Below are 21,844 nucleotides of genomic sequence, written 5' to 3' on the forward strand. Positions count from 1 at the left end.
TGTGCGTTGTGTAACGAGATTTGTTAAAATGGAAGTATTATGAAGAAGGAAGGCCTCCTTCTGTTTTTCAGGACAGGAGCTGTAAAATGATTTTTGGAATTGGCATTGATATGACAGAAATCGGCCGGATTCACGCTGCACAAGCTAAAAATGCGCATTTTGCCGAAAAAGTCTTAACGGCGGGTGAACTCGAAATTTTTAAGAGCTACCAGGGCAAGCGTCAGGATGAATTTCTGGCGGGGCGTTTTTCGGTCAAAGAGGCATATAGTAAAGCTTATGGGACTGGTTTAGGCACGGTGCAGCTCCATGATGTCGAAACGCTGATGGATGATTTGGGCAAACCGGTCATTACCAAGCAGCCGTTTGCCGGCCGTGCTTTGGTTTCCATTTCACATACAGCTGATTATGTTGTGACACAAGTGTTGTTAGAAAGAAGTGAACAAGAATGACGACTGTTGGTAATTTACGGCCAACAAAGGCGATTATTGATCGTCAAGCCATCTATGATAACGTTCAACAGGAAATAAAACGACTCGATAAAGGCACCGAACTGTGGGCCGTCGTGAAGGCTAATGCTTATGGGCATGGCCTGATCCAAGTGGCTAAAACAGCGAAAGCAGCCGGTGCGACCGGGTTTTGTGTCGCAATTTTAGATGAAGCAATGTCGCTCCGTGAAGCACATTTAGTAGAACCGATTCTAGTCTTAGGCATCATTGCCCCACAGACGGCACCGATTGCAGCAGCCAATAATATTGCCGTTCCAGTCGGTTCTTTGGAATGGCTGCAACGGACCGAACCGATTTTGGAACGGCAGGCACATCAATTACCGCCGCTGCGGATTCAGTTTGCTTTGGATACCGGCATGGGCCGAATCGGCTTTCGGACGACTGATGAGATTAAGGCCGCCGCTGATTTTGTGGCAGCTCATCCGGAATATTTCTCATTGGAAGGTGTATGGACTCATTTTGCGACGGCTGATGAAGCCGATACGACTTATTTCAACCAGCAAGTGGCTGCCTTCAAAGAACTGCTGGCTGCTTTGCCGGAGCAGCCTCGTTATGTTCATGTCTCCAATTCGGCGACGAGTTTGTGGCATCAAGCCTGCAATGGTAATGTGATTCGTTTCGGGGTCGCCATGTATGGTCTCAATCCGTCGGGCGGCGCTTTAGAACCGCCGTATCCGCTTGAACCGGCTTTATCGCTGGTTTCGCAATTGGTCTTCGTCAAACAAGTCCATGCAGGCGATCATATTGGGTATGGGGCGACTTATGAAGCCGATGACGATCAATGGATTGGCACGGTTCCGATTGGATATGCCGATGGCTGGCTCCGCCGGTTGCAAGGCTTTTATGTGCTGGTCGATGGGCAGAAATGTCCAATTGTCGGCCGAATCTGCATGGATCAGTTAATGGTGCGGTTGCCGAAGGAGTATGTCCCTGGGACGGATGTTGTCTTAGTCGGGAAGAGCGGCTCACAGACACTTTCACTGCAGGATGTTGCCGATTACTCGCATACGATTCATTATGAAATTGCCTGCGATCTGCAGGAACGGGTCCCACGCCATTACGTTGGGCCATCATTTGATTGATTTTTCAAAACGCACACACAGCTGATTTGTGGAGGTAAGAAACTGTGGCAACTGAAAATAAAAAAGGCGCCTTTTCAATGGATGCGGCCCTTTTTAAACAGGTCAGTGACTATTGTGAGCTTTCTGCGCTGGAGACGGATGAATTGATCGAACAGGCTGTGCGGAGCTATTTGCAGCCTCGTCAGCAGCAATTAGAGGAGTTTGCACAGGGCTACGTTGACATGGCGCAGCTGAATCGAGAAATTGCACAAGAATTTTCACAGTGCGAGTCAGAAGCTTATGCACTAATTTAAATGAAGAGGTCATGTGAAAGGGATGAAACACATGAGCGTTGTGGTGAAGCGTGGGGATGTTTTTTATGCGGATTTGTCGCCCGTCGTTGGGTCAGAACAAGGCGGAATGCGTCCGGTTCTGATCATCCAAAATAACGTCGGGAACCATTACAGTCCAACGGTGATCGTGGCGGCAATTACGGCGAAGATTCAAAAGCCGAAGATGCCGACCCATGTCGGGATTACGCCGAAGGAAGATGGCGTCGAAAAAAATTCGGTCATCTTGCTGGAACAGATTCGGACGATTGACAAACAGCGGTTAAAGGATAAGGTCACGCATTTGACGCCGAGTCGCATGAAACAGGTCGATGAGGCAGCGGCCATTAGTATTGGCTTAAAACCGATTACGAAGTAATTACATACGCAGGGGGCACCGATCGGCTCATTTCGATCGTGCCTCTTTTTTGTGCCGCTAAATTATGATAATATAGAAATAAATTATGAGAAAAATTTAATGTGCATGCAGAGGAGAAATGAGATGCTGATAAAATCAATCGTTTTGAAAAAAAAGTTTTTGACGACCGTAAGTGAGACATGCACACTGACGGAAGCCTTGAAGATTCTGGAGGATTCCGGCTATCGCTGTGTGCCGATTTTAGATGAGACCGGCCAGATTTTTCGGGGCAATATCTACAAAATGCATATCTATCGGCACAAATCACGGGGCGGCGATATGAACTTGCCCGTCACGTATCTGCTGAAAAACGCCACCAAAACGATTCCGATTAACGCACCGTTCTTTAAGGTCTTTTTTAATATCAAAGATTTACCTTACATTGCGGTGTTAGATGAGGACAGCACCTTCTATGGCATTCTGACCCACAGCAAGTTATTGGATATGCTGTCCGATTCCTGGAACGTCAAAGTCGGCAGTTATGTCTTGACCGTTTTGTCAAATGGCGATCGGGGCGACTTAACCATTATGTCGAAGATCATTTCGAAAACAACGACCATTGCCAGCTGTATCACACTGGATGCCAAGCAGGATAGTTATGTGCGCCGGACTTTATTTACACTGCCGACAGGTATCACGCCGAAGCAATTGAAGACAATTGTGGCTCGGCTCGAGCGCCGCAACTTCCGTGTTTCCGAAATCGACGATATGCAGACCGAAGAAGTCATTCGGGATGATGAAGATGAACAATTGAACGCCAAACATGAATGAGCGTGTATTGCAATGCGCACATAAAAAAAGACTGTTTTAACATCAGATTCGATGTCAAAACAGTCTTTTTGATTTTCTAAATGATCACGACTGGTGTATCTAACGCAACGGCCGGATAGAGTTTCGCAATGAAGCTCGGCGGATTGTTGACACAACCATGTGAACCGTGTTCCTTGTACCATGTGCCGCCGTATTCCGGCTGCCATGGGGAATCATGCAGGCCGACACCCGTATAGTCGATTGGCATCCAATAACTGACAGCGGATGAATAGTCGGAACCGTCATCATTCTTGCCAGTCAGAGTTGCATTGCGCTGTTTGTTCCAAATGAAGAAAACACCACTCGGGGTATCTTCGCCAGGTTTCCCAGTGACCACATCGGAATCCATGACCAGTTTGCCGTCCTTGTAATACCATTCATGCTGGTTCTTTTTATCGACCTCGACATAAGTGTTGCCGATTCCTTCGCCATTGTTATAGCCGACGCCTTCAGTGATTGGTGTTCGGGTGAAGCTCTTGCCCTTCAGGATCTCAGCCGTAAGGCCCTTTGTTTCAGCGCCTTCCTTGATGCTCCAGCCGTAAGTCTTGGCTTTGACACTGACGGTGCCTTGCTTAGTCGAATTGAAGCTCATCTTGCGCTTGTAAGTACTGTATTTAGCCCCTAAAGCAGCAACATACGCTTTGACCTTGCTTTGGTCGAGCTGAACTTGATCGTTGGTATAAGTCGTCCAGTCATACAAGTCAGCTTTTGGAATCGTCACCGTTGAACCAGCAATCGAGTATTTGGCATCCTCATTCTGGATGTCCTTCAACAGCTGTTTAGCATCCGTCAATGACTTGCTGGACGTTGTGACGGACGGTTCTGCGTACGCTTGTTTAGCGGCGATTTTTCCTTTGTCCTGTGAAACGGCGGCAACAATCAGTGTTTTTAAAGTAGCGGGGCTGATTGTATTTCCCTTTTGCCCTTTAACAGTTACGTAGGAATTGTTTTTCTTAACGAGGGTTGCGTTGCGTGGCTTGGTCCGGTTCACATTCAGTTTTGCGGCTAAATTTGCGCAGTATTGTTTTAACGCAGCCTGATTAAACTGAACGGCATCTTTGGTAGTTGCCGCTTGCACATGGCCGGTGAGCTGCCAAGCTTTTTGCTGTTTCATTTGCTGCTTGAGTTCGGCGGTAAAATGATGTTCAACGCCGATTTTCTGACCAGAGAACTGTGCGAGCGTCTTCTTATTTTCAACAAGTGAATATGTTTTGGTCTTGAAATGTTGAGTCAGTGTTTTGTCGGCTGCGGCAACGGTCTGACCACCGAGTGCCACCCCAGCTATTTTTGTGCCAGGTAAAAAGTGGGTTCGATAATGGCTGACGTGCCAGCCGCCGAATGCGACCAACAAAACGATCACTCCGGCAATAATGCCGTAAGTACGCGAGTGGTTCGCTTTTTTTGAGCTATGCTTCACAAAGCAACTCCTCCTCTGATATTTCTGTCTAGCTGGATAAAGTATACCTATTTTTGATAAGAAAGTAAAAAAGTCACGAACAGCTTTGAACAGAAATGAGGACAAATAAAAACAGCCTCCAACAAAACGGAAGGCTGTTGTCATTCTTATTAAATGCGTTCAAAGACACTGAGTCCTTGCGTGTGACAAACTTTTCCTAGTGGCAAAAGCCACTTCGTCAAAGTTTAAGCCGCCGGAATCACTCATGTCTTCGCATGCGTTGTTTTTATTGCCGGAATTTGACGTCTGCGTCCTTGAAGGAGTCGTTGATGACTTTTTTCAATTGTGATGCGGAGGCATCCATGGCTTGCTGTTCTTTGTCGTCCAATGGGATTTCAACAATCTGCTTCAAACCATTGCGGCCTAAAACGGCTGGTGTACCGATGTAAACATCATTCAAGCCGTATTGGCCATCCATGTAAACTGAAAGTGGCAGCACCGCATTTTCGTCGTTGAAGATGGCTTTGACGATACGTGCCAAAGCTGTCCCAATGCCATAGAAGGTAGCACCCTTCAAGTTGATGATCTTGTAGGCAGCGTCACGAACGCCGACAAACAAATCGTCTAACTTCTTATCCGTAATTGCTGGGTTCTGCTTCATCCATTCAGCAGCTGTGACACCACCGATTGTTGTGTGGGACCAGACTGGGAATTCTGTATCGCCGTGTTCGCCCATGATGTAGCCATGAACAGAACGAGCGTCGACACCGACGAGTTCGGCAATATCCTTACGGAAACGAGCTGTATCCAAAGATGTTCCTGAACCAATGACCCGTTCCTTAGGGAAGCCAGATAATTTCCATGTTGCGTAAGTTAAAATGTCGACAGGGTTGGAAGCAACAACGAAGATGCCTTGGAAACCAGATTCAACGACAGGGTTGACAACGGATTCCAAAATCTTCAGGTTTTTCCCAACGAGGTCTAAACGAGTTTCACCCTTCTTTTGCGGGGCACCGGCTGTGATAACAACCACATCGGCATCCTTGCAGTCAGAGTATTCAGCAGAATAGATCTTCTTTGGTGATGTTAAAGCTAATGCATCGGATAAATCGATTGCGTCGCCTTGGGTCTTATCTTTGTAAATATCGATGATCCCAAGTTCTTGTGCGATACCTTCCAAAACTGTTGCATAGGCGAATGTTGAGCCAACTGCACCGTCACCACAAAGAATAACTTTTTGGTGCTTTTCTGTAGTAAATGCCAAACAAAACATCTCCTTAAGAGTTTATTTAAATCAGCTTCAGTATAGCATATGTCCCCTAGCAACGATAGAAATTAGCTAGACGGAATGTGGTATAATAAAAGCCACAAATAACGTGTAACTGGGGGAAATTTATTCTCCCGGGTTTTTTGCGTTTCATGGAGGAAAATTACGATGAAAATGATCGTTGGACTGGGTAATCCTGGTCGCAAATACGAAAAAACAAAACATAACATGGGCTTTATGACGATCGCACGTCTCGCCGACCGGTACAATACTGAATTAACCAAGCACGAGTTTGAAGCGATGACGGGTTCGTTCCGTTATCAAGGTGAAAAAATCTTACTCGTTAAACCACTGACTTATATGAACGATTCTGGACGTGCAGTGGGACCTTTGATGGGGTACTACCAGATTCAGCCGGATGAGATTCTGGTCATTCATGACGATATGGACATCAAGCTTGGCAAGATTAAGCTGCGAGAGAAGGGCTCAGCCGGCGGACACAACGGCATTAAGAGTATTATCAGTGTGTTGGGAACACAAGACTTCAAACGCTGCCGAATCGGGATTCAGCATCCTGATAAAGCAACGGTCGTCGATTGGGTCCTGACGCCGTTTTCGAAACAAGATCAGCCGCTGGCAGAAAGCGGACTCGATCAGGCGACCGATGCGGCCAGTGATTGGATTGAACATGGCGATTTCCAAGCCACAATGAATCGTTTCAACCATTAAATCAGATTTATTAAATATGCATGAAGGGAGCGTTTCAGCATGGATTTAGTGTCAATCGTACAGCAGGCACCCGCAATGAAAACTTTATTGACGGACTTACAGCCGCATACGCATCAACTGGCGACCGGACTGTCTGGTTCGGCTAAAACACTGATGCTGGCGGCCGTTTATGCCCAAAAACAGCAGCCGCTGCTGATTGTCGAAAACAGTATGTTCCATGCCAATCAGCTGGCCGATGATTTGACCGGGCTCGTTTCTGCCGACCAGATTCACACTTTTCCAGTTGAAGAAGTGCTGGCGGCCGAAGTGGCGACCAGTTCGCCGGAAGCCCGCAGTTCTCGAGTCGATGCTCTGCATTTTCTAAGCAGCGGGCAGCCGGGCATTGTGCTGACCTCAGTCGCCGGATTGCGGCGGTTATTGCCGACACAGGCCGAATGGGAGCAGAGTCAGCTCGAAATCAAAGTCGGTGCCGACATCGAACTTGAAGATTTGAAACGGATGCTCGTTGAAATGGGCTACCAGCGGGAGCAAATGGTCGGCAAACCTGGCGAATTTGCGATGCGTGGGGATATCATCGATGTTTATCCGCTTGATACGCAATATCCGCTGCGGATCGAACTGTTCGACACCGAAGTCGATGCGATTCGTTATTTCGACCCCAGCAATCAGCGCAGCATCGAAAATATCCAGTCGTTTCATTTGTTACCGGTAACGGATATGGTGCTGACCAAGGCGAATGTGCAGCGGACCGTTAAGATTCTGAAAAAGGATTATCAAGTCGAATTGAAACAGCTGGAAGATCCTGACGAGCAGAAACTGCTCAAGACTCATTTTGAAGACACGATTGCGTTGATGGAGCAGGGCGATACCAATGACCAGTCTGCCTATCTGGCCGATTATTACTACCCAGCGGAAACGAGTCTGATTGATTATCTGCCTGAATCAGGGCTGGTCGTTCTGGATGACTATCCCCGTATTCTGGAAACCGGCAAAAATCTGACCCGTGAGAATGAAGATTGGCTCAACGATATGCGGCGCCAGCATCGAATTTTACGCAAACAGCATCTGACGGGCGATGCGGCCCAAAAACTGCACAAGGACGAACATGCCCAGTTGTATCTGGCCTTATTCCGCAAAGGAATGGGCAATCTGCGTCTGAATGGCATCCATGACTTACAGACACGGGATATGCAGCAGTTTTTCAGCCAGATGCCGTTATTAAAATCAGAAGTTCAGCGCTGGCGAAAGCAAAAACAAACGATTGTCGTTATGATTAGCGACCAGATGCGGGTGCATAAGGTGGCCCAAACGTTCCAAGACTTCGGCATCACTGCGAATGTTGTCGCACCCGATGCACTGGCGAAAGACCAAGTTCAGATTATGGTGGCGTCGTTGCAAAACGGCTTTGAACTGCCCCGTCTGCACTTGGTTGTGGTGACTGAAAAGGAACTTTTCAATAAGGTTCCCAAAAAAAAGGCACGCCGCCAGACGATTGAAAATGCGGAACGTTTGAAGAGCTATACTGAATTGAAGCCGGGCGATTATGTCGTCCATGTCAATCATGGGATTGGTAAGTATGTCGGGATGCAGACACTGACAGTCGATGGCGTTCATCAGGATTACATTACGATTCAATATCGGGGCACTGATAAATTATTTATTCCAGTTACACAGCTGAATCTGATTCAGAAGTACGTTTCAGCAGAAGGCAAAACGCCGCACGTCAACAAATTGGGCGGCAGCGAGTGGCAGAAGACAAAAAACAAGGTAGCTTCGAAGGTCGAAGATATCGCCGATGATCTGGTCGATTTATATGCGGCACGTGAAAGTCAAAAAGGATTTGCCTTTTCGAAGGACAATGATTATCAGCGTGAGTTCGACGATGAATTCCCTTATCCGGAAACGGATGATCAATTGCGGAGCATTGCTGAAGTTAAACACGATATGGAACAGCCGAAGCCGATGGACCGGCTATTGGTCGGCGATGTCGGCTTCGGGAAGACCGAAGTGGCCTTGCGAGCCGCATTTAAAGCGGTACAGGACGGCAAGCAGGTTGCCTTCTTAGTGCCGACCACGATTTTGGCCCAGCAGCATTACGATACAATGGTCGAACGGTTTGCCGATTTTCCCGTCAACATTGCAATTTTGTCCCGGTTCAGGACGACAAAGCAGATTCATGAATCGCTGAAGGGATTGGCCGACGGGTCGATCGATATTGTCGTCGGCACCCATCGGCTCTTGTCGAAAGACGTTCATTTTCACGATCTCGGCTTCCTGATTGTTGATGAGGAGCAGCGGTTTGGGGTCAAACACAAGGAACGGCTGAAGAAACTCAAGGCCAACATCGATGTGCTGACACTGACGGCGACCCCGATTCCCCGTACCTTGCATATGTCGATGCTGGGCGTGCGTGATTTATCCGTCATCGAAACGCCGCCGACCAATCGTTATCCAATCCAGACGTATGTCATGGAACAAAATGCCGGCGCCATTCGTGAAGCAATCGAACGCGAAATGGATCGCAACGGGCAGACGTTCTATCTGCATAATCGGGTTAGCGACATCGAACGTACTGTCGATGAGCTGCAGGCGCTGGTACCAAATGCCCGCATTGCCTATGCACATGGGCAGATGAGCGAAACGCAGCTCGAAAGTATTCTATATGACTTTATTCATGGCGACTATGATGTGCTAGTGACGACCACGATTATCGAAACTGGGGTCGATATGCCGAACGTCAATACTATGATTATCGAAGATGCCGATCGGTACGGCTTATCCCAGCTGTATCAGCTGCGGGGCCGCATCGGCCGCAGCAATCGGGTGGCGTATGCTTACTTGATGTATCAGCAGGATAAAGTGCTGACTGAAGTTGGCGAGAGCCGGTTGAAGGCAATTAAAGACTTCACCGAATTAGGGTCTGGGTTCAAAATTGCAATGCGGGACCTGTCGATTCGGGGAGCCGGTAATTTGCTGGGCAAGCAGCAGCATGGTTTCATCGACTCAGTCGGGTTCGACCTCTATTCGCAGATGCTGAACGATGCGATTGCCAAAAAACGGGGGCACAAAGTCGAACCGAAGACAAATGCCGAAGTCGATCTCAAAGTCGAAGCCTTTCTGCCGAGTTCGTATATCAGCGACTCACGCCAGAAAATCGAGATGTACAAACAGATTCGGCAGGTCAGCTCTGTCGAAGCCTTCCATGAAGTCCAAGACGATTTGATGGACCGGTTTGGAGATTATCCGCAGGAGGTGACCAACCTGCTTGAAATCAGCCGGCTGAAGATGATTGCCGACCGAGCGCTGGTCAAGAAGGTCGAACGCAAGGCCAATCAAATCATCGTGCGGATGTCGAAGGAAGGTACTCAGAAGCTGCAAGGCGATGAATTATTTAGTGCACTGTCGAAGACGAAGCTGAAAGCAACTGTGGTCACCGATCAAAATGAATTCGTCGTGACCTTGGTCATCCAGCCCAAGATGGACACGGCCGATTGGCTGAAAGAACTCGGTGCCTTTTTGAGCGGTCTCAAAGATATTTTGCAGGGCCAAACCGGCGACTCCGAAAAACAGCCACAAGCTTAAAATTTGGTTAGGATTTGGCCGAAATGTTATTTAAAACCGAATTTGTGGCATAATGGGGGTTCTGAATAAAACGTCGTAATGTGTTTCAAAGGGGTCATGGGATGAAAAACAAGTGGATGCAGCATTTGATGAAGGGCGCTTTGATTTTGTCGTTATCATCATTGATTGCCAAAATTTTAAGTGCCGTTTACCGAGTGCCGTTTCAAAATATGGTCGGCAACACCGGCTTTTATGTCTATCAGCAGATCTATCCGATTTATGGAATCGGCATGACCTTTGCCCTGAGCGGCTTTCCGGTTTTTATTTCGAAGCTGATCGCCGAACAGGACGGGATGCCCGCCCAACGGGAAGTGACGAAACGTTCGTTTGTTCTGCTGGCCTTTTTTGGCGTGCTAATTTTCGGATTTCTGCAAATCGGAGCCGTGCCGATCGCTGCCATGATGTCCGATGTCCAGCTGGCCCCGATTATTCGGTCAGTTTCATTTATGTTTTTGACGATGCCGTTTCTGGCGACGACACGCGGTTATTTTCAGGGGACATTCAACATGGTGCCGACAGCGGTATCGCAGGTGACGGAACAGCTGATTCGAGTCGGGGTTATTCTGGTGGCCGCCTATTTATCAATCAAAGTGCCTTGGGGTGTTTACAAAATGGGGACTTGGGCGATGAGCGGCGCAACGTTTGGGGCAATCGGCGGGACGCTGGTCCTAGCACGTGCGTTTCACAAACAATTTTTCTACGCCCCTGATAGTCGGGAAGTAATCCATGAAAGCTGGACCCGAAAATTCGAAGTTTACGGACGGCTGCTGAAACGGTTTTTCATCGAAGGCGGCTCCATCTGTCTGTTTGCCTCGATGATTGTCTTGCTGCAGCTGGTCGATTCCTTCACCGTCAAACGGGGACTCGTCCAAAGCGGTGTACCGGAGAATCTGGCCAAAGGCTTAAAAGGGATTTACGACCGGGGCCAGCCGCTGGTCCAGTTGGGACTGGTGATTTCAACGGCCTTTTCGTCGGCGTTGCTCCCCAGCCTGACGCATGCGTACCAGCAGCGGCGTCATTATGAGTTCTATCGAATCGCTCAAGAAATGGTGCACACAAGCTCGGCACTGTCAGTGGCAGCTACCAGCGGTTTGATTGCCCTGATGCCGTTCATCAACCGGCTGCTGTTCGGCGATACGAGCGGCAACACAGCATTATGTATGTACATGCTAAGCATCATTTTAGTCGCATTAATCAATTCGTATAATAGTGTGCTGCAGAGTCAGAACGAATTCCGGCTGACGACGGTTGCCTTATTCGGCGGCCTGCTTGTCAAAATTATCTTTAATGAGTGGTTCGTCCGCCATTTCGGGACGACCGGCTCGAGCTTCATCACCGCCCTCAGCTTACTGGCAGTGTTCCTGATTATTTATGCCAAGTCATCAGAACCGATGAAAAAAGCGTTGTTCGAGAAGGGCTTTATTTTCAAACTGCTGATTATCTGTCTGATTATGAGTTTTGTGGTCGGATTGACGACGAGTGTGTTCGGATTCAATCCAGTGACATTGGGACGGCTGAAAGCAGGCGTCGTGACCGTCTTTGTGGCGGCGATTGGGGCCGGCACGTTTATCTTTTTGGCACTGCGGTGGCATTTATTTACCATTCGGGAATGGCTGTCGATCCCATATGGACGGCGTTTCTTGAAATGGCTCTCAAAACGGAATCAAAAATAAAAGGAGAAGCAATATGCGTTTAGATAAATATTTGAAAGTATCACGAATCATCAAACGGCGTTCTGTCGCCAAAGAAATTGCTGATAAAGGCCGCATCACGATCAACGGCCGGGTGGCAAAATCATCGAGCGACGTCACAGTCGGCGATGTGCTGGTCATCGGTTTCGGCAACAAAACTTTGACGGTCAAAGTGACCGCCATCGTTGAAACGACTAAAAAGGCGGATGCTGATCAGATGTATGAAATCGTCAGCGAAGATTACCCGAAAAAAGATTAAGATTGTTCAGCTTTCAATGGACGCTCAAGCGTTAACTTGTTATAATGAAAGCGGAAAAATAACAAATTAGGGGCGATCACAGTGACCAAAAAAAGTTCATCGGGGAAAGTTGCTTCCCTGCGTAATGCGTACACGGAGCAATTTCAGGATCAGCAGCAGCATGCGCAGCGGACTGACTACGTGCGCAGCGTTCACAAGCGCCGCATCTGGCTGCTGACTGGTATTTTGCTGGTGATTTTCCTCATCGGCGGATTCCAATTGATTCGGAGCCACCAGACCCTGGCTACAACCAATCAGCAGGTGGTCGTTCAAAAAAAGAAACTGAATAACATTAAAGGCAAGCAAGACGATCTGAAAATTGAAGTCAAAGAATTAAAAAATGACGATTATGTCGGCAAGCTGATTCGCTATAAATATTATTACTCGAAGAAGGGTGAGAAAGTTTATAGTTTGCCGCAAGACAACACGCCGGTCCTGAATCAGAAGGCAAAATAAGTCAGGGCTGATACTTTACGACCGTTATTTTGAGTGCTATACTAAAATTAACTTTTAAAAAACGAGGTTGCATGACCTCGTTTTATTGTAATAACGACCGGACAAGTCGGTGAAATATTCAAGGAGGACTCTTTTTTCTATGTCGATTGAAGTTGGCGAAAAGGTGAATGGTAAGGTAACAGGGATCACAAATTTTGGTGCGTTCGTTGATATTGGCAATCATCAAACTGGATTGGTCCATATCAGTCAGATCTCGGATAGCTATGTGAAGGATATTCATGATGTCCTTTCGGTCGGTGATGAAGTCACCGTCAAAGTATTATCCATCAAGGATGGCAAAATCGGTTTGTCGATTCGTGCGGCACAAGATAAGCCAGCTCAACAGCACCATCATTCCAGTCATGGTCCTAGCAATCACAGTTTTCACGGCAACAACCATGGCGGCAATAACAGTCATAGCAGCAGCAACCACCACAGCAACGGTGGCAGCTATGATCATCGTGGCGGCAACAACCACGGTCATGGGGGCGCCCACCATAACAATAAAGGTGGCAAAGAAGACTTTGATCAATTGCTCTCTGGTTTCTTAAAGGAAAGCGATGAACGCTTAGCAGTGATCAAGCACAATACAGAAGGCAAACGCGGCGGCCGTGGCGGCCGGCGCAGCTAATCAGTAAGCGCATAAGAAGACGGGGTAAACCGTCTTTTTTTGTACATAGCAGGAGGATAACCATGGCACTTTATCAACGTTTTCGCCAGCACATTTTGACAACAGGACTCATCGTCCCACAGGCCAAATTGCTCATCGCCGTTTCGACCGGCGTCGATTCGATGGTGTTGCTGGAACTGCTGCAGCGAATCGCACCAGAATTGCGGCTCCATTTAGGCGTAGTCTATGTCGATCATCAGCTGCGGGCCGAAAGTGCGGTTGAAACTACTTATTTGAACAATTATTGCGACCAGCACCGGCTGCCGTTTTTTGTCAAAACGTGGCCGCAGGACCAGCATCCTCAGACTGGGACCGAAGCGGCGGCTCGCCAATTTCGGTACGCTTTTTTCAAAACAACCTTGGCCCAGCAGCAAGCCGATGCGATTGTGACGGCTCATCATGGCGACGATCAATTGGAAACCGTTTTGATGAAGCTGGCGCGCAGCGGCGATTTGGCCGAAATGCGGGGCATCTTAGCCAAACAGCAATTCGGAACGGGCTGGTTATTGCGGCCGCTGCTGCCGTTTACGAAGGCAGAAATCCGTCAGTATGCCCAGCAGCACAGTATTCAGTATTTTGAAGATGCGACCAATTCCTCGTTAGCGATGACCCGTAATCGCATTCGCCATTTGATTGTGCCGCAGCTTAAGCAGGAAAATCCGCAGGTTGTGAGTCATGCGGACCAATTCACGCAGGATTTGACGGAGCTGCTGGATGTGACACAGCGACAATTGCAGCCGGTCGTTACAGCGATGAACGTGACTGCAATTGCCAATGGCTATCAAGCTGAATGGCAGCCGCTCGCAGCTCTGGCACCGATTTTGCAGCGTCTGACTTTGGAACAACTGTTTCGGCAGTCTGACTTGCGGCCGCTGCCGACGACTAGCCAGCAGCAGGAAATTCTGCATTTATTGCTGAATCCGGCTAAACCGCAAGGAACCCTTACAATTGGTGCTCATTTTGTGGTTCGCAAGCAGTATCAAACGTTTGAATGGGTCCGGACGATGACACGGCCACAGCCGGAACCACAACGTTTTTCATTGCAACCAGGCCAATGGGTGGGACTGCCGGATGGCCGTCAAATCGGTCTTTTTCAACAGGCACCCGTTCCGCAGGCGGACGATCAGCAAGTGACCGTTTATCTGGCGGCGGACGACTTGCCGCTGCAAATAACCCATCGCCAAACAGGGGATCGGCTCAAAATGGATGCTCAACACGAACAAAAACTAAAAAAAATCTTAATTGATCGTAAAATACCGAACGGAAAACGGCAGGCTTTGTGGGTCGTCCGCACTTCACAAACGGTCATTTGGGTGCCGGAAATCGCGGTTGCACGGTTGTTTATTCGCCCGCAAAGCGGTAAAATACCATACATATTACTAGACCGTCGCTGACACCTGATATTAAAAAATCATTCGTGTTTGGAACAATCAAGAGGAGCAGAAGAGAAAATGAGTATGAAACCCGATATTGAACGTGTTTTATTTTCCGAAGAAGACTTGCATAAAGTAGCACAGCGTTTAGGCAAGCAGCTTTCCGTCGATTATGCCGACAAAAATCCATTAGTCATTTGTGTCCTGAAGGGCGCGATTTTATTTATGACCGATTTGGTGCGGGAAATGGACATTCCATTGGAAATCGACTTTATGGATGTCTCCAGTTATGGCGATGGGACCGTTTCGTCTGGTGAAGTCCGGATTTTGAAGGATTTGGATACGAGTGTTTTCCAGCGGAACGTGCTGATCGTTGAAGATATCGTCGATACTGGCCGGACACTGAGCTACTTGATGAAGCTGCTCAAGACCCGTGAAGCCAAGTCAATTAAGATTTGTACGTTAATGGACAAACAGGATCGGCGGGTCATGAATGTCAAGGCTGATTACATTGGTTTTGAAGTTCCGAATGAATTTGTCGTCGGCTATGGTTTGGACTACGCACAGCACTATCGGAATCTCCCGTATATCGGCGTTTTGAAGCCTGAAATTTATGAAAATAAATAATTGGTCAATGAAAGTCAAATATGGTATGATTTAAAAGATGATACGCCGAGTGAGTGTCATTGATTCTGTATATCGAGGTTCAGGAGGTCGCGTATGAAGAACAAAAAGAACGGACTATTCAACAACGGTCTGTTTTACGTGATTATCTTTGTGGCACTGTTAGGTGTGGTCACATTCTTTATGAATAGCGGCAATAGCAGTCAACAAACAAAGACAATCAAATCGAGTACTTTTATTACCGAGCTGAAAGATGACAAAGTAAAGAGCTTTTCAATCCAACCTTCTAATGGTGTTTACAAGATTACTGGGGATTATAAGACCGCCCAAGCGGCTGATAAAACTTCCAATAATGCAGGCTTTGGCCTGATTTCTGGAAACACCTCGAAGGTGAAGACCTTTACGACATCTGTCTTAGCAAGCGACTCTACTGTTGCACAGATCACTAAGGCAGCAGCCGATGAAAAAGTGCCGATGGAGACTCAGCAGGAATCGCAGTCCGGCTGGTGGATCCAGATCCTCTCCTTATTCTTGCCGATGATCATCATCTTTGTATTCTTCTACATGATGATGGGTCAAGCTGGTCAAGGCGGCGGCAATGGCCGAGTGATGAACTTTGGGAAGTCGAAAGCCCAAAAGGCTGATAAAAAAGCTAACAAAGTTCGTTTCTCCGATGTTGCTGGTGAAGAGGAAGAAAAACAGGAATTAGTCGAAGTTGTTGAATTCTTAAAAGATCCACGTAAGTTTTCAGCGCTGGGTGCCCGTATCCCATCTGGGGTATTGCTAGAGGGCCCGCCTGGTACTGGGAAAACATTGTTAGCCAAAGCGGTTGCCGGTGAAGCTGGTGTGCCGTTCTATTCCATTTCAGGGCCAGACTTCGTTGAAATGTTCGTTGGGGTTGGTGCTTCACGTGTTCGTGATTTGTTCGACACGGCGAAGAAGAATGCTCCAGCAATCATCTTCATCGATGAAATTGATGCCGTTGGGCGTCAGCGTGGCGCTGGAATGGGCGGCGGACATGATGAACGTGAACAAACCTTAAACCAGTTGCTGGTTGAAATGGATGGGTTCACGGGTAACGAAGGGGTCATCGTCATGGCGGCGACAAACCGTGCCGATGTCCTCGATCCAGCCTTGCTACGTCCAGGCCGTTTCGACCGGAAGATTTTAGTCGGTCGTCCGGACGTTAAGGGCCGTGAAGCAATTCTGAAGGTTCATGCCAAGAACAAGCCGTTAGCCGATGATGTTGATTTAAAGATGATTGCACAACAGACACCAGGATTCGTTGGGGCCGATTTGGAAAACCTGCTGAACGAAGCAGCCTTAGTTGCTGCCCGTCGTGGCAAGACTAAAATTGATGCTTCCGATATTGATGAAGCCGAAGACCGTGTCATTGCTGGGCCAGCTAAGAAGGATCAAGTCATCAGTCCGAAGGAACGGAATATGGTGGCTTACCATGAAGCCGGACATGCTTTGATTGGGTTAGTCTTAAACGATTCACGTGTCGTGCGGAAGGTTACGATTGTTCCGCGTGGCCGGGCCGGCGGTTATGCGATCACATTGCCGAAGAGCGATCAGTTCTTATTATCTAAGAAGGATATGATGGAACAGATCGTTGGGCTGATGGGTGGCCGGACTGCCGAAGAAATTATCTTCGGTGTCGAATCCACCGGTGCTTCAAACGATTTCGAGCAGGCCACACAGCTGGCTCGGAGTATGGTCACCCAATATGGGATGAGCGATCGTTTGGGCACTGTCCAGCTTGAAAAAGCCGGCCAGCAGCAATATGGGCAAATGCCAAGCTATTCCGAACGGACAGCGGCGGCGATCGATGATGAAGTACGGCGGATTATTGATGATGCGCACAAACAGGCGCATGATATTATCGAAGCGCACCGTGCTCAGCATAAATTGATCGCTGAGATGCTGTTGAAGTACGAAACCTTGAACGAAAAGGAAATCTTGAGCTTGTTCAACACTGGCAAGATGCCAGACAACGACAAGTCGCAATTTCCAAGCGAAAAGGCGGCTACTTACGAAGAATCCAAGCGTGCCTTAGAAGAAAAAGATCGTCAGAAGCAGCAAGAAGAAAACAGCGACGATGCCATGCTGAAGTCTGAAGCAAGCGACGCAACTGATTCAGCAGCTGAATCAAGTGAAATGTCGATTGCTGATTCACGGGCCGCATCAGCTGCATCTTCTGCAGCAAGTGATGATGATTTGGCGGAGAAACCGGATGAAACGGTAAATCCACAAAGTGAAGCTAAAAAAGACGACCAGGAACATGATGATTAAGTTGTTTTTCTGAACGTTAAAGATTGGAAAGAGGTCCGGTGCAAACCGGCCTCTTTCTTTATAGCATAAAGGAGTTGCGAAAATGAGTGATTATTTAGTCCGGGCCATGGCTGATAACGATCAGCTGCGTGCCTTTGCAATCGACGCTACCGATGTTGTCCGTGAAGCCCAAAAACGGCACGATACCTTTCCGACTGCTTCAGCAGCATTAGGGCGTACCTTGGTCGCCACTTTGCTACTGAGTGCTGCCGAAATGAAGGGCGACGAAAAAATGACCGTCCGTGTCTTAGGCGATGGTCCCGTCGGCGGAATCGTTGCCGATGCTGATGCACACGGACATGTTAAAGGCTACATTCAGGTGCCACACGTTGATTTGCCGCTGAAAGAAAACGGCCATATCGATGTCGGCGGTGCTGTCGGAAAAAACGGGACACTGACGGTGACCAAAGACCTCGGCTTGAAGGAACCGTATAGCGGCACCGTTGAATTGGCCTCAGGCGAGATCGGCGATGATTTTACCTATTATCTAGCTTCGTCCGAACAGATTCCATCCGCCGTCGGAGTGTCCGTCTACGTCAATGCTGACGGTTCAATCGGCGTGGCCGGCGGGTTCATGATTCAAGTCATGCCCGGTGCCGATGACGCCACAATCAGCCGGTTGGAAGCCAATTTAAAGAAACTGCCGCAAGTCTCTGACTTGTTACGGGACGGCACGACACCCGAACAGTTATTGGACCGGATTTTCGGTGCCGGTGAGGTCAAGGTGATTGCCAAAGAGCCCGTTTCCTTCCAGTGCGACTGTTCGAAAGACCGGTTTGCCAAGGGCTTGGCCACTTTGTCAGATAAAGAACTGCACAGTATGATTGATGAAGATCATGGGGCTGAAACGGTCTGCAAATTCTGCGGCAACAAATATGAATTCACAGAAGCTGAATTAAAGGACATTCTGAGCAGCAAAGATACTCAGCAAGATTAAAACGAGAAGGACTCGCCGTCGTTTAGAGGGGAGTCCTTCTTTTGATGGCGCTCCAAAAAATTGTGAATTCCGGTTAACGTGTTTTGAAATTGTTTCAGAAAACGAACCGTTTTGCAAAGCAGCGTTCATGCTCATAGTTTAGAGGTTCTTTCTCACACGCTGTTTTTGTGCTATGATATTTCAGAATAAAATAACAGGTTTATGATTAAAGGAGAAATGTGGATATGAAGTGGCAGATAGGCGATGTAACGATTCCCAACCAGGTGGTCGTAGCACCGATGGCCGGAATTACCAATGCAGCGTTTCGGGTTATTTGCAAACAATTCGGCGCCGGGCTTGTGGTCTGTGAAATGGTCAGCGACCGGGCGATTCTGCATCGCAATGAAAAGACGATGAACATGCTGACAGTCGATCCGACTGAACATCCGATGAGTATTCAATTATTCGGCGGTTCGAAGGAAACACTGGTTGAAGCAGCCAAATACATCGATAAGCACACGGCAGCGGATATTATCGATATCAATATGGGTTGCCCAGTCCACAAAATCACTAAGACGAATTCTGGTTCGCACTGGCTGCTGGATCCGGATGCAATCGAAGATGTCGTCAGTGCGGTTACCGCAGCCGTCGACAAACCAGTTACCGTTAAAATGCGGACTGGCTGGGACGACGACCATATTTATGCCGTTGAAAATGCTTTGGCCGCTGAACGGGGCGGAGCAGCCGCCATTACGATGCATGGTCGCACCCGTGATCAAATGTATGCCGGCCACGCCAACTGGGATATTTTAAAAGAAGTTAAAGCCAACCTTCATGTGCCGTTTATCGGCAATGGGGATGTGCGGACACCAGAAGATGCACAAAGAATGCTTGATTATGTTGGTGCTGATGCTGTGATGGTCGGACGGGCTGCTTTAGGCAATCCATGGGTCGTTAAACAGATGGTCGAATATCTGGATGACGGGAAATTGCTGCCAGAACCATCGGCACGTGAAAAAATTGCGATAGCCAAGAAGCAATTAGACAGCTTAGTCGATTTAAAAGGCAACGAAAATGTCGCTGTCCGTGAATTCCGTAAGCAGGCAGCTTACTACTTGAAAGGCATTCCGCACGCTGCTCGTACAAAGGCAGCGGTCAATGAAGTTGAAACAGAAGCTGAGGTTGACAGTCTGCTCGATGATTTTGTCGCTAAGACCGAAGCACGGGCAGCACGTAAGGCGGCTCAAAAGTAAAATTCACAAAATGATTTGCTTTTTGCGGTCATTATTGGCATGATTTAACTATAAAGCGCCTTTGCGGCAGAAATGGAGGAATTTTTTTGGCAAACAAGGGACAAAAGAAGGGCCAAGACGATGGCTTGAATGATCAGATGCGGGTCCGTCGGGATAAAATGCAGGCTCTGCGCGATAAGGGCATCGATCCTTACGGCCATCGTTTTGACCGGACCGATACAACCGCACAGCTCCATGAAAAATATGGTGAAATGAGCAAGGAACAGCTCGAAAAAGAACACGTTGAGGTTGCCATCGCTGGCCGGATGATGACTAAGCGTGGCAAGGGCAAGGTCGGTTTTGCCGATTTGCAGGACCGTGACGGCCGGATTCAGATCTACGTCCGTAAAGATGTCGTCGGGGATGATAATTACCTGATTTTCAAGAAAGCTGATATTGGGGATATTCTCGGCATTCATGGTGATGTGATGATGACAGATACGGGTGAATTGACCGTCCGGGCCAGTCACGTGACCTTCCTGACGAAGGCGCTCCGTCCGTTACCAGATAAATACCATGGTTTAACGAATGTAGAACAAAAGTACCGTCAGCGTTATCTGGATCTGATTTCTAACCCGGATAGCATGGACCGGTTCAAGAAGCGGACTCAGATTGTTTCAGCCGTTCGTTCCTATTTGGACGGCAATGGCTTCTTAGAAGTCGAAACACCTGTTTTGCATACTTCGGCTGGTGGTGCGAGTGCACGCCCATTTATTACCCATTCTAATGCGCTGGATATTGACCTTTATCTCCGGATTGCGTTGGAACTCCACCTCAAGCGTTTGATCGTCGGCGGCATGGAACGTGTTTATGAAATTGGTCGGGTCTTCAGAAATGAAGGAATCGATACAAAACACAATCCAGAGTTTACCGAACTGGAAACTTACGCTGCTTACTGGGATTTGAGCGATGTCATGACCGAAACAGAAGAATTATTCCGTTCGGTTTCGAATAAAGTGCTTGGCACCGGCAAGATCACTTATCAAGGACAAGATGTCGATTTAGACAAACCGTTTGCCCGTGAACATATGGTCGATGCCATCAAACGTGTCACTGGAATTGATTTCTGGACACCGATGTCCACCGAAGATGCCAAGAAACTGGCCGATGAAAAGGGTGTTCATTATGAAGACTTCTGGCAAACAGGGCACATCATCAATGCGTTCTTTGAACAATTTGTTGAACCAACTTTGAAGCAGCCAACCTTTATCTATGGTCATCCAATTGAAATTTCGCCATTGGCAAAGAAGGACCCGAAAGATCCACGCTTTGTACAACGCTTTGAATTATTCATCGATGGCAACGAATACGGCAATGCCTTTACCGAATTAAATGATCCGATCGATCAGCGGGAACGGTTCGAAGCACAAGCTAAGGAACGTGAAGAAGGCAACGACGAAGCACATGGCATTGATGAAGATTATGTTGAAGCTTTGGAATATGGTTTGCCGCCGACAGGTGGTCTTGGGATCGGAATTGATCGCATGGTCATGCTGCTGACAGATGCACCTTCGATCCGTGATGTGCTTCTTTTCCCAACCATGCGTCCAGAAAAGAAACTGAGCGAAGATGAATTATAATTAAAAAAATAAAAAAAGTGTGCGGAATTCGCATGCTTTTTTTGTGCCCTGATTCGGGAATGTTTACATATTTAGCCGTTGTAAATGCATAAATATGAATATTCAGGTTGCATACACCAATGATAAATGAACATTAAAATGGCATTCACTAATAAATGTTCATCATTTAAGCCGCTTTCATTCGAATTGACAAAGCGGCTGCTACTTGGTACTATAGTAAACGTTGAGTCGCAAGGAAATAACAGCTTAAAAAAAGTAGTTGACTTCCTTGAAATGACTTGATATACTAATAAAGCTGCTTCAGGAAATGAACAATTACTTAGATGAATAAATATTCAAAAAAGTAGTTGACAAATTGCTTGAACGTGGTAAACTAATTAAGTTGTCACTTAGAGGACAACTTCAGTAGATCTTTGAAAACTGAACAAAGTATC

General features: G+C 47.7%; 19 protein-coding genes. 17 read left to right on the forward strand and 2 right to left on the reverse strand.

Annotated features, from left to right (window positions below; translation table 11 throughout):
* Positions 1-86 precede the first annotated feature (86 nt).
* The 5 genes from acpS to cbpA all read left to right on the forward strand — a co-directional run bounded on the left by acpS (position 87) and on the right by cbpA (position 3,085).
* On the forward strand, positions 87-449 hold the full coding sequence (gene acpS, locus IV40_RS08600; RefSeq protein ID WP_057770637.1) for a holo-ACP synthase: 363 nt from the start codon (positions 87-89) through the stop codon (positions 447-449).
* Entirely contained in the window at positions 446-1,588 is a 1,143-nt protein-coding gene (alr, locus tag IV40_RS08605) for an alanine racemase (protein WP_057770639.1), read from the forward strand. Before acpS ends, alr begins: the two co-directional genes overlap by 4 nt.
* Positions 1,589-1,632: 44 nt before the next feature.
* Entirely contained in the window at positions 1,633-1,881 is a 249-nt protein-coding gene (locus IV40_RS08610) for a hypothetical protein (protein ID WP_057770641.1), read from the forward strand.
* Positions 1,882-1,912: 31 nt separating this feature from the next.
* On the forward strand, positions 1,913-2,275 hold the full coding sequence (locus IV40_RS08615; RefSeq protein WP_057770677.1) for a type II toxin-antitoxin system PemK/MazF family toxin: 363 nt from the start codon (positions 1,913-1,915) through the stop codon (positions 2,273-2,275).
* A 123-nt stretch (positions 2,276-2,398) separates the two neighbouring features.
* Positions 2,399-3,085, forward strand: coding sequence for a cyclic di-AMP binding protein CbpA (gene cbpA, locus IV40_RS08620; RefSeq protein WP_057770643.1), 687 nt, complete (start codon positions 2,399-2,401; stop codon positions 3,083-3,085).
* Positions 3,086-3,161: 76 nt separating this feature from the next.
* On the opposite strand, the gene IV40_RS08625 is transcribed toward cbpA, so the two are convergent.
* Both IV40_RS08625 and IV40_RS08630 read right to left on the reverse strand, forming a co-directional pair.
* A complete protein-coding gene (locus IV40_RS08625; RefSeq protein WP_057770646.1) occupies positions 3,162-4,541 on the reverse strand; it encodes a L,D-transpeptidase family protein in 1,380 nt (459 codons plus the stop codon).
* A 265-nt stretch (positions 4,542-4,806) separates the two neighbouring features.
* Entirely contained in the window at positions 4,807-5,784 is a 978-nt protein-coding gene (locus IV40_RS08630; RefSeq protein WP_057770648.1) for an L-lactate dehydrogenase, read from the reverse strand.
* Between the two features lie 171 nt (positions 5,785-5,955).
* Here IV40_RS08630 and pth point away from each other — a divergent pair, with 171 nt between their 5' ends.
* From pth to lysS, 12 genes are all read left to right on the forward strand, one after another.
* Complete coding sequence (gene pth / locus IV40_RS08635) at positions 5,956-6,516, forward strand: aminoacyl-tRNA hydrolase (RefSeq protein ID WP_057770650.1); 561 nt, start codon at positions 5,956-5,958, stop codon at positions 6,514-6,516.
* A gap of 39 nt (positions 6,517-6,555) precedes the next feature.
* A complete protein-coding gene (gene mfd / locus IV40_RS08640; RefSeq protein ID WP_057770652.1) occupies positions 6,556-10,098 on the forward strand; it encodes a transcription-repair coupling factor in 3,543 nt (1,180 codons plus the stop codon).
* A 101-nt stretch (positions 10,099-10,199) separates the two neighbouring features.
* A complete protein-coding gene (locus IV40_RS08645; protein WP_057770654.1) occupies positions 10,200-11,810 on the forward strand; it encodes a putative polysaccharide biosynthesis protein in 1,611 nt (536 codons plus the stop codon).
* A gap of 13 nt (positions 11,811-11,823) precedes the next feature.
* Entirely contained in the window at positions 11,824-12,087 is a 264-nt protein-coding gene (locus IV40_RS08650) for an RNA-binding S4 domain-containing protein (protein ID WP_057770656.1), read from the forward strand.
* 81 nt (positions 12,088-12,168) lie between these two features.
* Positions 12,169-12,582 (forward strand): FtsB family cell division protein, encoded by a 414-nt coding sequence (locus IV40_RS08655; RefSeq protein WP_057770658.1) that lies wholly within the window; start codon positions 12,169-12,171, stop codon positions 12,580-12,582.
* A 139-nt stretch (positions 12,583-12,721) separates the two neighbouring features.
* Positions 12,722-13,252: a S1 domain-containing RNA-binding protein gene (locus IV40_RS08660; protein ID WP_057770660.1), complete on the forward strand. Its 531-nt coding sequence runs from the start codon at positions 12,722-12,724 to the stop codon at positions 13,250-13,252.
* Between the two features lie 62 nt (positions 13,253-13,314).
* The gene (tilS, locus tag IV40_RS08665; protein ID WP_057770661.1) at positions 13,315-14,685 is read left to right on the forward strand and encodes a tRNA lysidine(34) synthetase TilS; all 1,371 of its coding nucleotides are present in this window, start codon (positions 13,315-13,317) and stop codon (positions 14,683-14,685) included.
* 63 nt (positions 14,686-14,748) lie between these two features.
* Positions 14,749-15,291: a hypoxanthine phosphoribosyltransferase gene (hpt, locus tag IV40_RS08670; protein WP_057770680.1), complete on the forward strand. Its 543-nt coding sequence runs from the start codon at positions 14,749-14,751 to the stop codon at positions 15,289-15,291.
* 93 nt (positions 15,292-15,384) lie between these two features.
* Complete coding sequence (gene ftsH / locus IV40_RS08675) at positions 15,385-17,583, forward strand: ATP-dependent zinc metalloprotease FtsH (protein ID WP_057770663.1); 2,199 nt, start codon at positions 15,385-15,387, stop codon at positions 17,581-17,583.
* 82 nt (positions 17,584-17,665) lie between these two features.
* Positions 17,666-18,559: an Hsp33 family molecular chaperone HslO gene (gene hslO / locus IV40_RS08680; RefSeq protein WP_057770665.1), complete on the forward strand. Its 894-nt coding sequence runs from the start codon at positions 17,666-17,668 to the stop codon at positions 18,557-18,559.
* A gap of 224 nt (positions 18,560-18,783) precedes the next feature.
* Positions 18,784-19,791, forward strand: coding sequence for a tRNA dihydrouridine synthase DusB (gene dusB / locus IV40_RS08685; protein ID WP_057770666.1), 1,008 nt, complete (start codon positions 18,784-18,786; stop codon positions 19,789-19,791).
* A 137-nt stretch (positions 19,792-19,928) separates the two neighbouring features.
* Positions 19,929-21,410: a lysine--tRNA ligase gene (gene lysS / locus IV40_RS08690; protein WP_057770682.1), complete on the forward strand. Its 1,482-nt coding sequence runs from the start codon at positions 19,929-19,931 to the stop codon at positions 21,408-21,410.
* Positions 21,411-21,844 lie beyond the last annotated feature (434 nt).

The sequence above is a fragment of the Lactobacillus selangorensis genome (assembly GCF_001437205.1).
GTDB classification, from domain to species: domain Bacteria; phylum Bacillota; class Bacilli; order Lactobacillales; family Lactobacillaceae; genus Paralactobacillus; species Paralactobacillus selangorensis.